Here is a 15,018-nt window from a genome sequence, read left to right on the forward strand (position 1 = left end):
GATGCGACCCGATCGGCGGCGCGCCGCTGTTTCTGCATCGCCGTGAGCGCCACGGCGTGACAAGGTAGTCGCGATGTCCAGCACAACCGACCGTCCCGGCGGCTCGGAGGACCCGTTCGCGGTCGCCGAGGCGCTGCAATCCGTGGTGCGGGACACCGAGGCGCTGGAGATCCCGCCGGACCGCGACGAGGAGAACCGGGACACCGTCGTCGTCGACGAGGCGATGCTCGGCCGCCGGGACACCGTCCGGGTGCCCGGCCCGCGCCGGCCGGAACGCCGCCGCGGCGCGCCGCTGCCGGTGGCCGTCGTCTTCGCCACGCTCTGGGCCGCGCTGCTGACCTACGTGCCGGTCGCCGCGGTGCTCGGGCTGGCCCGCACGCTGGAGGGCGCCGGCGGACTGCTCGGCGCGGCCCGGGCCGGGGCGGCCGCCTGGCTGCTCGGGCACGGCGTCGCGATCGGCACCTCGCTCGGCCCGCTCGGGCTGGCCCCGCTGCTGCTCACCGGGCTGGTGCTGTGGCGGCTGAACCGGGCCGGGCTGCACGTGGTCCGGGCGATCGGGGCGCGGCGCTCCGGGTCGATCGGGGCGGCGCTGGGCGTGGCCACGGGGGTCGCGGTGGCGTACGCGGGAATCGGCGCCCTGACCGCCCACCTGACCGACGGCCGCGGCACCCACGTCTCCACCGCGGACGCCGCGTGGCACTTCCTGCTCCTCGGCCTGGCCGGGGCGCTGATCGGCGCGCTGCGCGGCAGCGACGCGGTGACCACCCTGGCCCGCCGGGTGCCGGCGGTGCTCCGGCACGGGGTGCGGACCGGCCTGGTCGCGGTCTTCCTGATGGTCGCCGCGGGCGCGGCGGTCGGCGGCCTGTCCCTGGCGCTCGGTGGCGGCGACGCGACGAAGATCCTCTCCGCCTATCACGCCGGGGTGGCCGGTCAGGCCGGGATCACCCTGATCAGCGTGGCCTACGCGGCGAACGCCGCGATCTGGGCCACCGCCTACCTGCTCGGGCCGGGCTTCGCGCTGGGCGTCGGCTCGGTGATCCGGCTCACCGAGTTCACCGCCGGCGACCTGCCCGCCCTGCCGCTGCTGGCCGGCCTGCCGAACGGGCCGATCGGCGCGGCCGGCACGCTGCTGCTGATGCTTCCGGTCCTCGCCGGGGGCGTGGCCGGCTGGGGTCTCACCCAGCGGCTGCGCTACGGCCGCGCGCACGCCTGGGGTCCGGGCCGCGGGTCCGGCGCCGACGGGCCGGAGCCGGCCTGGTCGCCGCTGATCGGCGCGAGTCTGCTGGCCGGCCCGGTGGCGGGGCTGACGATGGCGGTGCTCGCCGCGGCCTCCGGCGGCCCGGTCGGCGGCGGGCGGCTGGCCGAGATCGGGCCGGCCGCCGGACAGGTCGGTCTGGTGGCCGCGATCGTCGCCGCGATCGCGGTGCTGGCGGGCGCCTCCGCCGCGCGTGCCTTCCACCCACCGCGCCGCCCCAAAGGCCGGAAGTAGGCTCTGCCCGGATAGGGTGCACGGGTGACTGACCCCGCGCCCGCCCGCCTGGTCGTCCTGATCTCCGGATCGGGCAGCAACCTGCAAGCCCTCCTCGACGCGACCCGCGACCCGGCCTACGGGGCCGAGGTGGTCGCCGTCGGCGCCGACCGGGACGGCATCGCCGGTCTCGACATCGCCGCCGCGGCCGGGGTGCCCACCTTCGTGGACTCGGTGAAGGCTTACCCGACCCGCGACGACTGGGACACCGCGCTCACCGAGCACGTCGCGGCCCACCGCCCCGACCTGGTCATCTCGGCCGGCTTCCTGAAACTGGTCGGCAAGCAGTTCCTGGACGCGTTCGGCGACCGTTATGTGAACACGCACAACGCGCTGCTGCCGTCGTTCCCCGGCATCCACGGCCCGCGCGACGCGCTCGCCTACGGGGTGAAGGTCGCCGGAGCGACGCTCTTCTTCGTCGACGCCGGAGTCGACACCGGACCGATCATCGCCCAGGTCAGCGTCCCCGTGCTCGACGACGACACGGAGGAGACGCTGACCGAGCGGATCAAGGTGGCCGAGCGGGCCCAGCTGGTCGAGTTCGTCGGCCGCCTGGTGCGCGACGGCTGGACCATTCAAGACAGGAAGGTACGGATTCCGTGAGCGACGAGGGGCTTCGCCCGATCAAGCGGGCGCTGCTGAGCGTGTGGGACAAGGCGGGGATCGTCGAGCTCGCTCAGGCCCTGCACGCGGCCGGGGTGGAGGTCGTCTCGACCGGTTCCACCGCCACCACCGTGGAGAAAGCCGGCGTGCCGGTGACCCGGGTCGAGGACCTGACCGGCTTTCCGGAGATCCTCAGCGACCGGGTGAAGACCCTGCACCCCCGGGTGCACGGTGGGCTGCTCGCCGACATGCGGCTGGAGAGCCACGTGGCGGAGCTGGCCGAGCACGGGATCGAGCCGTTCGACCTGCTGGTCAGCAGCCTCTACCCGTTCTCCGAGACGGTCGCCTCGGGGGCCGGCGAGGAGGAGTGCATCGCCAAGATCGACATCGGCGGGCCGGCGATGGTCCGCGCGGCCGCGAAGAACCACGCGTCGGTCGCCGTCGTCGTCTCCACCGAGGGTTACCCGCTGATCCTCGAGGCGATCAAGAACGGCGGCTTCACCCTGGCCCAGCGCAAGCTGCTCGCCTCCCGGGCCTTCATCAACATCGCGGAGTACGACATCGCGGTGGCGAACTGGACCGCGTCCACGCTGGTCGAGAGCGCGGAGTGGCCGGAGTTCGCCGGGATCGCGCTGACGAAGCAGGACACCCTCCGGTACGGCGAGAACCCGCACCAGCAGGCGGCCCTCTACCTGGACCCGAACGCTCCCGCCGGGCTGGCTCAGGCCGAGCAGCTCAACGGCAAGGAGATGTCCTACAACAACTACGTCGACGCGGACGCCGCGTGGCGCACCGCCAACGACTTCACCGACCCGGCCGTGGCGATCATCAAGCACGCCAACCCGTGCGGCGTGGCGATCGGCGCGGACGTGGCCGAGGCACACCGGAAGGCGCACGAGTGCGACCCGGTCTCCGCGTTCGGCGGCGTGATCGCCGTCAACCAGGAGGTCACCCTCGCGCTCGCGCGGCAGGTCGCGGAGATCTTCACCGAGGTGATCGTGGCGCCGGCCTACGCGCCCGACGCTCTGGCCCTGCTCCAGGAGAAGAAGAACCTGCGCGTCCTGGTCGCCCCGGCCTGGAACCCGCCGCCCGCCGAGATCAAGCAGATCGGCGGCGGCGTGCTGGTGCAGATGGCCGACCGGATCGACGCCGACGGCGACGACCCGGCGAACTGGACGCTGGCCACCGGCCCGGCCGCGTCCGGCGAGGTGCTGAAAGATCTGGTCTTCGCGTGGCGGGCGATCCGCAGCGTGAAGAGCAACGCCATCCTGCTGGCCCGCGACGGCGCCACGGTCGGCGTCGGGATGGGCCAGGTCAACCGGGTCGACTCGGCGAAACTCGCGGTCGACCGGGCCGGCGCCGAGCGCGCGGCGGGCAGCGTGGCCGCCTCGGACGCGTTCTTCCCGTTCCCGGACGGCCTGGAGGTGCTGATCGCGGCCGGCATCAAGGCCGTGGTGCAGCCGGGCGGCTCGATCCGCGACAACCTGGTGATCGAGGCCGCCGAGAAGGCCGGCCTCACCGTCTACCTGACCGGCACCCGCCACTTCTACCATTGAGGTCCGCTGTTCGGCGCCGGACCGCTTGCGGTCCGGCGCCGCTGCTTTTTCGGTACGGCCGGAGCGCTTTTCGGTACGGCCGGAGCGCGCGTGCCCGACCCGGCGATGAGCGGTGCTCGCGCCGTACCGAAAGCGCTTGATCGTTAATCAGCCGGCGACCGTGACCGCCATGATCAGCGCGCCCCCGCTGAACGCCGCGCCGATCAGCACGCAGAGCAGCAACCGTCGCCGCTCGGCGGGGTCGGCCGCCACCACCGGCTCGCCACGGCGGAAGCCCGGCCCCTCCAGCGAGGTCGAGATCACTCCGATGATCGGGATGGCGATCAGCGCGAACCCGGCCCAGCGCAGCCCGTCCGCGAAGCCGGCCGCGCCCGGGCCGGACACCATCGCGTCGACCCGCTCGCCCCGGCCGGGCAGGAACGGCGCCATCGGCACGAGCAGCAGCAGCGGCGGGATCCCCAGCCAGATCCGGCGCAGGCCGAGGGCGAGAGCGGCCGCGAGCCAGATCGGCACGTGCACGAGAGCCCAGGCCGCGACCGCCATGCCGCGGTCCGAGCCGCCGGTCGCCGCGCGGGCCAGCTCGAGCACCGACGCCTTGAAGTGCTCCCCGGTGACCATGTAGAAGGCGACCACCGCGAGGGCCGCGGCCATCACGCCGAGGAAGCGCAACACTTGGCGCACCGTCTCGTATCGAGCGCCACCGTGTCGGGGCTGGTATCGCTGATCGCTGCGCCGGATCTTCATCGCCTGGGATGGTAGAGGCAGATCACCAGTTCGGGGCCGCCCGGCGATCTTCAGTGGGTGGGCAGTACGCTCGTACTGCTAAGCATGTGTTTCGGGAGAGGAGCGCCGGCCGATGGCGAAAATCAAGGTCAAGAACCCGGTCGTCGAGATCGACGGCGACGAGATGACCCGGATCATCTGGAAGCAGATCCGTGAGCAGCTGATCCTGCCCTACCTCGACGTCAACCTCGAGTACTACGACCTCGGCATCCAGTACCGGGACGAGACCGACGACCAGGTGACGATCGACTCCGCCAACGCCATCAAGCGGCACGGTGTCGGCGTCAAGTGCGCCACCATCACCCCGGATGAGGCGCGGGTTCAGGAGTTCGGCCTGAAGAAGATGTGGCGGTCGCCGAACGGCACCATCCGCAACATCCTCGGCGGCGTGGTCTTCCGTGAGCCGATCATCCTGAAGAACGTACCCCGGCTGGTACCCAGCTGGACCAAGCCGATCATCATCGGCCGTCACGCCCACGGTGACCAGTACAAGGCCTCCGACTTCGTCGCGCCCAGCAAGGGCAAGATGACCGTCACCTTCACCCCGGAGGACGGGTCGGAGCCGATCGAGATGCACGTGGCCGACTTCCCGGCCGGCGGCGTCGGCATGGCCATGTACAACTTCGACGAGTCGATCCGCGACTTCGCGCGCGCCTCGTTCCGGTACGGCCTGGCCCGCAACTACCCGGTCTACCTCTCGACCAAGAACACCATCCTGAAGGCCTACGACGGCCGCTTCAAGGACCTGTTCGCGGAGATCTTCGAGACCGAGTTCGCGGACCAGTTCAAGGAGGCCGGCATCACCTACGAGCACCGGCTGATCGACGACATGGTCGCGGCCGCGCTCAAGTGGGAGGGTGGCTACGTCTGGGCCTGCAAGAACTACGACGGTGACGTGCAGTCGGACACGGTCGCGCAGGGCTTCGGCTCGCTCGGCCTGATGACCTCGGTCCTGATGACGCCGGACGGCCAGACCGTCGAGGCCGAGGCCGCGCACGGCACCGTCACCCGGCACTACCGGCAGTGGCAGAAGGGCGAGAAGACCTCGACCAACCCGATCGCGTCCATCTTCGCGTGGACGGGCGGGCTCAAGCACCGCGGCAAACTGGATGGGACGCCGGAGGTCACCCAGTTCGCCGAGACGCTGGAGCGGGTCTGCATCGACACCGTCGAGGGTGGTCAGATGACCAAGGACCTCGCGCTGCTGATCAGCAAGGACGCGCCGTGGCTGACCACGGACGAGTTCATGAACGCGCTGGACGAGAACCTGGCTCGCAAGCTGGCCTGATCCGCCCGCTCCGTTCTCACGGGAAGCCCGCCGACCTCAGGTCGGCGGGCTTTTTTCGTTTGCCGGACAAAAACTGCGTAAAAATGATGTTTTAGATCGTAACTGCCGGGTAAGTGGACTCGTTTGTCTCAGTGGTGCGGGTGGTGGGCTTGGGTACGCCGCTCGCCGTCCCCTTCAGCGGGGGCCTTGTCCCGGGCCCCCGCTGGTCCCCTTTCCGCCGCCCGCACCCCCAGCGGATCCCGGCCCCGCCCGTCCCGGGGCCCGCCCCGATGCCGTGTGGCGATGAAGTGGCCCGTTCCACGATGTGCTCTCAGCGCCCCAACCCGGTGTTCCCGCTCGCGCTCGCCACCGTTGACCCGTGCCAGCATTCCCCGCCACATGCCGTCGTCACCCGGCGGTCCCCGGCCCGATCAGAACCCGCAGGCCCGGCTGTAGTTTGTAGGGCTGGCGTCCAGGGCCCTGTTCCGGGGTCGGATAGGGCCGTCAGGGCCAGCCGGACAGTGCGCGTCGCCTGGCTCGGGCAGGGCCGGCTGTGGTTGTCGGGCTGGGGTCCACGGCCCTATTCCGGGGTCGGATAGGGCCACCGAGGCCAGCTGTGGTTGTCGGGCTGGCGTCTACGGCCCTGTCCCGGGCTTGGATAGGGCCGTCAGGGCCAGCCGGACGGTGCGCGTCGCCTGGCTCGGGCAGGGCCGGTTGTGGTTGTCGGGCTGGCGTCCACGGCCCTGTCCCGGGGTCGGATAGGGCTACCAGGGCCAGCTGTGGTTGTCGGGCTGGCGTCTACGGCCCTATTCCGGGGCCGGATAGGGCCACCAGGGCCAGCCGGACAGTGCGTGTCGCTTGGCTCGGGCAGGGCTGGCTGTGGTTGTCGGGCTGGCGTCCAGGGCCCTGTTCCGGGGTCGGATAGGGCTACCAGGGCCAGCCGGGTGGGCTCGGGTTCAGTGAGTGGGGTGCGAGTAAGCGGATGTGCTGACCCGGGTCATCGGTTGGCCGTGGCCCGGCGGCCGGAGCCTGTGACCAGCGGCTGCGTGGCGTGGCGCGCAGCCGCGAGCCGTCGCCGGCCGCGACCGGCGGCCGGAATCATGACGAGGGCGCCGGTGGGCGCCTGCTGCCGTCGGCCGAGTCAGGACCGCGTGGCGCGCCGGGACGTCGGCCGGCCACGGCGGGTGATGGGCGGGCCCGCGGGTGGCGAGACCGGTGCTGCGGGCGTACCGAAAGAATCGGAGCGCGGTCGGTGGGCGGGCGCGGACCTGGTCAGACCACGTCGCGCAGCATCTGCGCGGCCTTCTCCGGCACCACGTCGCTGACGAAGGCGCCCATCGCGGACTCCGAGCCGGCTAGGAACTTGAGCTTGTCGGCGGCCCGGCGGATGCTGAACACCTGAAGGTGCAGGTAGCCCAACTCGCGGCCGGCGCCGACGACCGCCTGGTGCCAGGCCGAGATGTACGGCATCGGCTTGCCGAACAGCCCGTCGAAGCGGCGCAGCACGTCGAGGTAGAGCGGGCCGAACGCGTCGCGCTCCTCCTCGGTCAGCGCGGGCAGGTCGGCGACCTGGCGGTGCGGGGCCAGCTGCACCTCGAACGGCCAGCGGGCGGCGGCCGGCACGTACGCCGTCCAGTGCTCGTTGGCGCTGATCACGCGTACCTTCGCCGCCTGCTCGGCGGCGAGCACGTCGGCGTACAGATTGCGGCCACCGGTCTTCTCCGCGTGCTTGCGCGCGGCCCGCACCATGGCGGCGGTGCGCGGCGGCACCGTCGGGTACGCATAGATCTGCCCGTGCGGGTGGTGCAGCGTGACGCCGATCTCGACGCCCCTGTTCTCGAACGGGAAGACCTGGGCGACGCCGGGGAGCTCCGACATCTCGGCGGTCCGGTCGGCCAGCGCGTCCACCACCGTGCGGACCCGGGCCGGGGTCAGCGCGCCGAACGAGCTGTTGTGGTCGCTGGTGAAGCAGACCACCTCGCAGCGGCCCAGGCCCGGCTTGACCGGCACCATGTCGGTCAGCTCGGTGATCTCGCCGCCGGGCACCTCGCGGTAGCTGAACGAGGGAAACTGGTTCTCGAAGACGACCACGTCGTAGTCCGGCGCGGGGATCTCGCTGGCGAAGGTCGCGTTCGTCGGGCAGAGCGGGCAGGCGTCGGACGGCGGCAGGAACGTGCGGGTCTGCCGGTGCGCGGCGACCGCGACCCACTCGTCGACCAGCGGGTCGTAACGCAACTGCGAGGCCGGCGGAGGCGGCGGCAGGTCCCTGGTGTCCTGATACTTCGCCCGGCCGGAGTCCGGCTTCTCGTCGAAGTAGATGAGTTCGCGGCCGTCGGAGAGAGTGACGGCGGAGCGGACGAGGGTCACTGGGGGTTCACCACCACGAGCTCGGGGACGGTTTCGGAGAGCAGGGAACGCGTGGTGGCGTCCAGCCCGTCGTCGGTGATCAGCACGTCGGCGCGCTGCAACGGAACGATCGAGGAGATGCCGACGGTGCCCCACTTGGTGCTGTCGGCGAGCACGACCAGACGCTCCGCGGCCTCCACCAGGGCCCGGTTGACGTCGGCCTCCATCAGGTTGGGCGTGGTGTAACCGGCGCGCTCGCTCATCCCGTGCACGCCGAGGAACAGCACGTCGAGGTGCAGGGTGCCGATCGCGGCCACCGCCACCGGGCCGACCAGGGCGTCGGACGGGGTGCGGGTGCCGCCGGTCAGCACCACGGTCTGGTCCGGCCGGCCGGCGCGGTAGAACACGTCGGCGACCGGGATCGAGTTGGTCACCACGGTCAGCGAGGGCACGTCGACCAGGCGCTGGGCGAGCACCGCCGTGGTGGTGCCGGCCGACAGCGCGATGGCGTCACCGGGGGAGACCAGGGCGGCCGCGCGGGCCGCGATCGCGGCCTTCTCGTCGCGCTGGCGCACCGACTTGGCGGCGAAGCCCGGCTCGTGTGCGGAACCGGGGCTGACGGTGGTCGCGCCGCCGTGTACTTTCGCCAGCAGTCCGCGGTCGGCCAGCGCCTCGAGGTCGCGGCGGATGGTCATGTCGGAGACGCCGTACTCCGCGGCGAGCTCGCTGACCCGGACGCCTCCGGTGGCGCGGACCCGGTCCAGGATGGCAGCTTGACGTTGCTGTGCCAGCATTAACAATCCACCATCTTCGGTCGGGGTATCCGCACTATTTCGAACACACTTGAACAGTACCTGCTGATCGGGTGTGCGCGAAAGAGTGACCTCAGATACCCCGGCCGCGCTTGTGCAGCGCTGAAAGCACATTCTCCACCTTGACCGCGCCGGTCATCGCGGCGAGTGCGATCGCGGTACGCGGTTCCTTCCAGTTCGCGCGTACCGCCTCCTTGCTGAACTGCCAGGCCTGGCTGCGGTTGCCGGACGCGGCCGACCAGCACGCGAGCTGCCCGTACACCCGGGCGGCGCCGGGCCGGCAGCCGCTGATCTCCGGGTGCCGCTGCATCATCCAGCGCAGCGAGGAGATCTTGGTGGCGTACTCGTAGGCGTAGTGCGAGCTGCGCCCCCAGAGCACCTGGACGAGAGGCTCGTCCAGATGCACGATCGGCGTACGCCGGGCCGCCCTGAGCAAAAGGTCCCAATCCTCGTTCTGGCTGCCCGGGGCGTCCTCGGCGACCAGCCCGACGGCGTCCTCGGCGAGCGCCTCCCGGCGGATCAGGAACGACGACGAGTGCAGCATCGCCATCCGGGACCGGGCCAGGTCGTCGACGGTCACCCGGCTGCGCCCGGCCAGCCGGGGCGTGGTGTGCCCCTCGAACTCCACCTCGATCGCGCAGGTGGCGAACTCGGCGTCCGGCTCGGCCAGCAGTGCGGCCACCTGCCGGCGCAGCTTGTCCGGCAACCAGCGGTCGTCGTCGTCGCAGAACGCCACCAGCTCGGTGTCCAGGGCCAGGACGCCGGTGTTGCGGGCGCCGGCCAGACCGGCGGGCCGCCAGTTGGTCAGGACCAGCACCGGTACGTCCTCGGTACAGGCGAGCGAGAAGTCCGGCTCGGTCTGGTCGTAGACCACGATGACCTTGAGTTCGCCCGGGTACCGCTGCTCCCGTACCGCGGCGATCGAGCGGCGGACCAGCTCCGGGCGGTTCCGGGTGGGGATGACGACCCCGACCGACGGCCAGTTCATCGCGCCTCCTGTGGGTTCAGCGGGTAGCCGTACGCGCGCAGCATCGGCCCGCACACCGCGCCGACCAGGCGGCGCTGAGCGGCCGGCAGCGATTGCATCCAGGCGTCGTCGTGGCGCAGCGGCAGGCGGCCCACGGTGAACCGCATCGGGTTGCCCGCCGCGCTGTGCCCGGTCCGCAGGTCGGCGTGGCCGGGCCGGAGGAAGTCCAGGTCGGTGGGGTGCAGCGCCAGCCCGGCGAAGTCGGCCAGCCGGATCAGGCCGGCCCGCGGGTCGGCCAGGAACTCCTCGTAGCGGATCCGCCGGACCGGCACGCCGCGCCGGGCGAGCAGGCCGAACGCGGCGTTGTGCGCGTTCCACAGCAGCGCCGAGCGGCCGGGGGAGTAGCGCGTCATCTCGTCGGCGCCGTCGGTCTCCGGGCGGGTGACCCGTTTGGTCCACGAGTACGCGACCCCGCGGGCGTCGCGGACCACGTGCACCACCTTGAGGTCGATGCCGCCGGCCGCGCGCAGCACGTGGGCCAGCGCGGAGTGCTTGGAGGAGTCGACCACCAGCTGTGCGCCGGAGATCTCGGCCGCGGCGGTGTAGATCCGGGCGTAGTAGTCGGCGTACTCGCGGACGTCGGCGGTGGGCGTCGTGCAGGCCGCCAGGCGGGGGATGTGCCGGGTCCGCTCGACCGCGTCGCGCAGGGCGTGCACCCGGTCGACGTCGACGTTCGCCCAGCCGTCGAAGGCGTTCTTGCCGACCTGCTGCCAGAACGAGCAGGCCGAGAAGCGCTCGCCGCATCCGCAGCGCTCGTCGTCGCGCAGGTCGCGCTGCCACAGGTGGACGACCTCACCGAGAGCGCAGACGCCGGGAAGTTCGCCGAGCAGACGTTCGACGAGTGTGGTGCCGCTTCGCCCCAATCCGCCCAGAAATAGCACTTGTGCCACTTTGGCCCGCCTTCGATCGTTTCGCTCTGGTAACGAGTGAAGCAGGCAAAAGGAGGCGTCAGGTGGTTATCGAGGCTTTCGACCGCGTGCATCTGGACGGCACGGGGATCGACCGGATCACCGAGGACGAGGTGGTCGCGGTGGTCCGGGACGCGCTGTCCCGCGGTCGCGGCGGCCGGATCATCACCCCGAACGTCGACATCCTGCGCCGCGCGTCCACCGACCCGGACGCCCGCCGCCACCTCGACGACGCCGATCTGATCGTGGCCGACGGGATGCCGCTGATCTGGGCCAGCAAGCTGGGCGGGGCGCCGCTGCCGGAGCGGGTGGCCGGGAGCAGCCTGATCTGGACGCTGTCGCGCGGGCTGGGCCGTGACGGCCGCTCCGTCTTCGTGCTCGGCGGGACCCCGTCCCCGCGAACGATCACCGGTGACGGGCCGGCCGCGGCGCTGGCCGGGCCCACCGTCGAGGTGCCGATCGTGGGCCGGCGGCGGAACTCGGCCGGCGGCGTGGTCACCGTGCGGGAGGTGCGTGAGGTGCGGGCGTCGGGCGCGGTGCGCGCGGCCGTGCGGCTCGCCGCGGCGAGCCCGGGGTTGCGGATCGCCGGGGCGGTCAGTCCTCCCTTCGGTTTCGAGCGGGACGAGGCGTCCTATGCGGAGGTCTGTGAGCAGGTCGCGGACGCGCGGCCGGACCTGGTCTTCGTCGGTCTCGGGTTTCCCAAGCAGGAACTGGTCATCGAGCGCCTCCGCCGGCACCTGCCGGCCGCCTGGTTCGTCGGGTGCGGGGCCGCGGTGAATTTCGTGGCCGGCGACGTGCACCGGGCGCCGCGCTGGATGCAGCGCACCGGCCTGGAGTGGGCGCACCGCCTGGGGGCCGAGCCGCGGCGGCTGGCCGGGCGGTATCTCCGCCATGACGCGCCCTATGCGCTGCGGCTGCTGGCCCGGGCGCCCCGGCGTCGGCGCGCCCGGGCCTGAGCGGGCCGCGAGCTGCTGCCGGGGTCGGTCGCGCCGGGATCCGGGTTGGTTGTTCGCCGCTCTCGGGTCGGGCGCGCGTCGGCCCCGGGTTGGGCGCGCATCGGTCCCGCGTTGGCCCCGGGTTGGGCGTGCGTTGGACCCGGGTTGGGCGCGCGCTGGCCCCAGGTCGGGCGCGTTGGCCCCGGGTCGGGTGCGCGCCGCTCCCGGTCGGCGGGTGGTGGCCGTGCATCGGTCATGGGGTCCGCCGGCCGGGGCGGCTGCGGCGGCCGAGCGGCCCGGCCAGGCTGCGGGGCGCCCGGCAGCGGATCACGGCGGCCGGCGGCGCGTCGATCAGCGGCTGCCGGTACTCCTCCGCCGGATAGTCCTCCTGCCAGGGGAAATGATCCTCCGGATCGGGCCAGACGAGCTGCTGGAGGCGGACCCGGCCGCGACCGTAACGCGCCAGCGCGGCGCCGGGCCACAGCTCGGCGGTGGGTGACCCGGAGAGGACCACCACGTCCTGATCGACGATCAGGTCGGCGACCCGTCGGCCGTGCCGGAACCGGGCACCCTCCTCGTGCACCCGGCCGGCCACCTCGTTGAGCAGCTGATGGCCGAGATCCGGCGGCAGCCCCGCGATGATCAGCTCGGGATGGCCGTCGGCGGTCAGGCCCACGGTGTAGGCGAACGGCACGGCGTCGGCCGGGTCCTCCTCGGACGGCAGCACGTGCACCACCGCCCAGCCGAACCGCTGGATGATCTCGGTCTGCTCACTGAAGAAGTCGGACATGGGACCCCCTGGGAAAGACGGACTCAGGCCCACTATGGAACACGTGTACGACACTTTTCGTGATACCAAAACCGTACGTACGTACTGTTAGAATGCCGCCATGCGCATCGTCGGTCTGCATCATGTCCAACTGCTGACCCCACCCGGCGGCGAAGCCGTCGCGCGGGCCTTCTACAGCGGCGTCCTCGGCATGGCCGAGGTGGTGAAACCCCCGGTCCTGGCCGCCCGCGGCGGCTGCTGGTTCCGGGCCGGCGGCTGGGAGGTGCACCTCAGCCCGGTCCCGGACTTCACCCCGGCGACCAAGGCGCACCCGGGTGTGCTGATCGACGACCTGGACGGGCTCGCCGAGACGCTGACGGCCGCCGGCCACCCGGTCGAGTGGGATCCGCACTTCCCGGGCCATCGGCGGCTCTACTCCGCCGACGGCCACGGCAACCGCCTGGAATTCCTGGAGCCGCTCCGCGGCTGATTGATCAACGACATTCTTTGAACCCGATTCGCGATGGCGGCGTGTAACTGGTCAGGCGTCCTGCTAGGAGCGTGATCGAGTGAATCCGAATCTCGGCGTTGACCTGTACGATCTTTTGACTGCGGGAAAGGACAATTACCCGTCGGTCGCTTATCAGTACGCCCAGGCGCTCGCGCCGATCGACGCGACCGAGCGCGGACTGAGCTACGCCTTCCAGCGGCCGGACGTCTTCGGCGGCGGCGCGTTCGGCCCGGTCTACCAGCCATGGCGCGACCTGCGCGACGCGCTTGCCGCCGTCCTCGCGGAAACCCGAACCAACCTCCTGGGCGTGGCCGAGGTCTGCTGCATGGCGGTGAAGGTGTACCAGGAGACCGACGACGAGGCCGCTGCGGCCTTCCAGTCGGTACTGGCCACGCGCGGTATGCCCGAGCCGACGCTGCACCTCTGAATCGGAGGAGTGGTTGTGAGCTTCGATGAGTTGATGGAGCACGCCCGCGACATCCAGGCCGCCGCGATCGCCGCCGCCATGAAGGAGAAAGGCGTGCGCGAGGCGCCGAGGCCCGGTGATCCGCCGTACACGCCGCACCCCGGCGAGGATGCTGCCCGCGCGGCGATTTTCTCCGAGTTCGCCGACGTGCCGTCGTTGTTCGAACCGTTCGCGATGACACCGGACCCGGCGTCGTTCGACGGTCTCCTCCAGGAGCTCAGCGGCGGCATGAACCACCTGTCCTCCGGCCGGATGCCCGACGACCCCATCACCGGGGACACCTATTTGGTGAACGTGCTCCTGGACCGGGTCGGGGCCACCGAGAGCTACCTGGATCAATGGACTGGTGACGGCGGGGACAAGTTCCGCTCAAAATTCGTCCACGACTTCTCATCCATCGTGACGAACCAGTTCATCGGGTGCGCAGTGCTCCGAGGCGCGCTGGAGGCACAGAAGGCGTTGTGGCTCAATGCCCGGGCCAACATCGACACGGTCGCGCACGACACCCTGACCGCTCTCGACAACATGGGGCATTGCGGGCAGAACCAGTGGACCATGACCTGGACCATCGTGGCATCCGTCGCCGCGGTGGCCGCGGTGCCGCTTTCGGCCGGCACCTCGCTGCTTGGCGCCGCGGCCGCGGTGACCGCCGTCGGTGCGGCCGGGCAGGTGATCGCGGCGCATCAGCTCAACCCGAAGAAGGAGACCCACTACCACGGCGAGACCGCGGCGGTCGTCATCGAGCAGATGCGCCGAGGGGTGGCCCAGGCCATCGGTGAGATCCAGCAGGGCGAGCAGTTGATCGCCGGCGTGCTGCGATCCCTGCACGCCTCCATCGACCAGCACCGCGGAATGTTCGTATCGCCACGGCCGGCGCTTCTCGACGCGACGCCGAGCACCGTCTTCGACGACAAGTATTTGGGGCATGCGCGATGAGACTGCGCGATTCACTGGACCGGATGCGGGTGCCTGCCTCGGTCGCGGGCGGCGCGATCAACGCCGAGCTGTACCACCGTGACAGGGTCGATCTGGCCTTCGCGCCGGGTTGCTACCAGCGGTTCTCCGAACGGGAGCTGGCGGACCACCTGGCATCGCTGGCTCGGGTGTTGCACGCCGAGTACGTTCGACGGTATTTCCGGGCGCTCAGCGAGGCGTTCGAACGGACGATCACCAAGGAGCCGCCCGCGATCGGGTGGCGCGACCAGGCATACGTCGAGCAACGAGAGCAACTGGTCGCGGAGGGGCGGTCCCGGGACGACCGGATCGTCGTCACCGTTCGCGGGATGCGGGCCTGGCACGTGTGGATCACCGCCGGCGCGTTGCGGGTGCTCGACGAGCGGCAGTTCTCCGCGGGTTTCGGCGAGGCGGCCCAGGCCGTCATCCGCGATCAATTCGCCGGCATCAGAGATCTCAAGACCCGGATCTACGGCTGATAGGAGGGTGTCATGACCCGGAGGATTTCCTGGGGCCTTCCGCTCGGCCTGATGCTCGTGGTGGCGGCGAGCGG

Annotated in this window: 15 protein-coding genes; 9 read left to right on the plus strand and 6 right to left on the minus strand. The window is 71.3% G+C overall.

The annotated features are described in order from the left end of the window. The first annotated feature begins 73 nt into the window (after positions 1–73). From Aiant_RS25065 to purH, 3 genes are read left to right on the plus strand one after another with little or no spacing between them, the layout of a single operon-like run. The gene (locus tag Aiant_RS25065; RefSeq protein ID WP_229829885.1) at positions 74–1,489 is read left to right on the plus strand and encodes a cell division protein PerM; all 1,416 of its coding nucleotides are present in this window, start codon (positions 74–76) and stop codon (positions 1,487–1,489) included. A 24-nt stretch (positions 1,490–1,513) separates the two neighbouring features. After that, positions 1,514–2,131 (plus strand): phosphoribosylglycinamide formyltransferase, encoded by a 618-nt coding sequence (gene purN, locus Aiant_RS25070; protein ID WP_189329279.1) that lies wholly within the window; start codon positions 1,514–1,516, stop codon positions 2,129–2,131. Continuing rightward, positions 2,128–3,687 (plus strand): bifunctional phosphoribosylaminoimidazolecarboxamide formyltransferase/IMP cyclohydrolase, encoded by a 1,560-nt coding sequence (gene purH, locus Aiant_RS25075; protein WP_189329280.1) that lies wholly within the window; start codon positions 2,128–2,130, stop codon positions 3,685–3,687. The genes purN and purH overlap by 4 nt, the downstream gene beginning before the upstream one ends. Positions 3,688–3,834: 147 nt before the next feature. Here the strand turns inward: purH and Aiant_RS25080 are convergent, their stop codons facing one another. After that, positions 3,835–4,431, minus strand: coding sequence for a hypothetical protein (locus tag Aiant_RS25080; protein ID WP_189329281.1), 597 nt, complete (start codon positions 4,429–4,431; stop codon positions 3,835–3,837). A gap of 112 nt (positions 4,432–4,543) precedes the next feature. Between Aiant_RS25080 and Aiant_RS25085 the strand changes: the two genes are divergently transcribed. Further along, positions 4,544–5,758: an NADP-dependent isocitrate dehydrogenase gene (locus Aiant_RS25085; protein WP_189329282.1), complete on the plus strand. Its 1,215-nt coding sequence runs from the start codon at positions 4,544–4,546 to the stop codon at positions 5,756–5,758. 1,251 nt (positions 5,759–7,009) lie between these two features. Here the strand turns inward: Aiant_RS25085 and galT are convergent. From galT to Aiant_RS25105, 4 genes are all read right to left on the minus strand, one after another. Next, entirely contained in the window at positions 7,010–8,104 is a 1,095-nt protein-coding gene (gene galT / locus Aiant_RS25090) for a galactose-1-phosphate uridylyltransferase (RefSeq protein ID WP_189329283.1), read from the minus strand. Continuing rightward, positions 8,101–8,877 carry a DeoR/GlpR family DNA-binding transcription regulator gene (locus tag Aiant_RS25095; RefSeq protein WP_189329284.1) on the minus strand — a complete coding sequence of 259 codons (777 nt, stop codon included), beginning with the start codon at positions 8,875–8,877 and terminating at the stop codon, positions 8,101–8,103. Before Aiant_RS25095 ends, galT begins: the two co-directional genes overlap by 4 nt. A gap of 91 nt (positions 8,878–8,968) precedes the next feature. Continuing rightward, entirely contained in the window at positions 8,969–9,883 is a 915-nt protein-coding gene (locus tag Aiant_RS25100) for a glycosyltransferase family A protein (protein WP_189329285.1), read from the minus strand. Then, positions 9,880–10,812, minus strand: coding sequence for a sulfotransferase family protein (locus Aiant_RS25105; RefSeq protein ID WP_189329286.1), 933 nt, complete (start codon positions 10,810–10,812; stop codon positions 9,880–9,882). Before Aiant_RS25105 ends, Aiant_RS25100 begins: the two co-directional genes overlap by 4 nt. Before the next feature lie 62 nt (positions 10,813–10,874). Here Aiant_RS25105 and Aiant_RS25110 point away from each other — a divergent pair, with 62 nt between their 5' ends. Next, entirely contained in the window at positions 10,875–11,786 is a 912-nt protein-coding gene (locus tag Aiant_RS25110; RefSeq protein ID WP_189329287.1) for a WecB/TagA/CpsF family glycosyltransferase, read from the plus strand. Positions 11,787–12,018: 232 nt separating this feature from the next. On the opposite strand, the gene Aiant_RS25115 is transcribed toward Aiant_RS25110, so the two are convergent. Continuing rightward, a complete protein-coding gene (locus Aiant_RS25115; RefSeq protein ID WP_189329288.1) occupies positions 12,019–12,555 on the minus strand; it encodes a DUF4262 domain-containing protein in 537 nt (178 codons plus the stop codon). Positions 12,556–12,655: 100 nt separating this feature from the next. On the opposite strand from Aiant_RS25115, the gene Aiant_RS25120 reads away from it, so the two are divergent. The 4 genes from Aiant_RS25120 (at position 12,656) to Aiant_RS25135 (ending at position 14,944) form a co-directional block, all read left to right on the plus strand. Then, on the plus strand, positions 12,656–13,024 hold the full coding sequence (locus Aiant_RS25120; protein ID WP_189329289.1) for a VOC family protein: 369 nt from the start codon (positions 12,656–12,658) through the stop codon (positions 13,022–13,024). Between the two features lie 79 nt (positions 13,025–13,103). After that, positions 13,104–13,472, plus strand: a complete 369-nt coding sequence (locus Aiant_RS25125; protein WP_189329290.1) for a hypothetical protein — start codon at positions 13,104–13,106, stop codon at positions 13,470–13,472. Between the two features lie 15 nt (positions 13,473–13,487). After that, positions 13,488–14,447, plus strand: a complete 960-nt coding sequence (locus Aiant_RS25130) for a hypothetical protein (protein WP_189329291.1) — start codon at positions 13,488–13,490, stop codon at positions 14,445–14,447. Continuing rightward, positions 14,444–14,944 (plus strand): hypothetical protein, encoded by a 501-nt coding sequence (locus tag Aiant_RS25135; RefSeq protein ID WP_189329292.1) that lies wholly within the window; start codon positions 14,444–14,446, stop codon positions 14,942–14,944. Before Aiant_RS25130 ends, Aiant_RS25135 begins: the two co-directional genes overlap by 4 nt. Positions 14,945–15,018: the final 74 nt, after the last annotated feature.

Origin of the sequence: Actinoplanes ianthinogenes, from assembly GCF_018324205.1 — a bacterium.
Lineage (GTDB): Bacteria > Actinomycetota > Actinomycetes > Mycobacteriales > Micromonosporaceae > Actinoplanes > Actinoplanes ianthinogenes.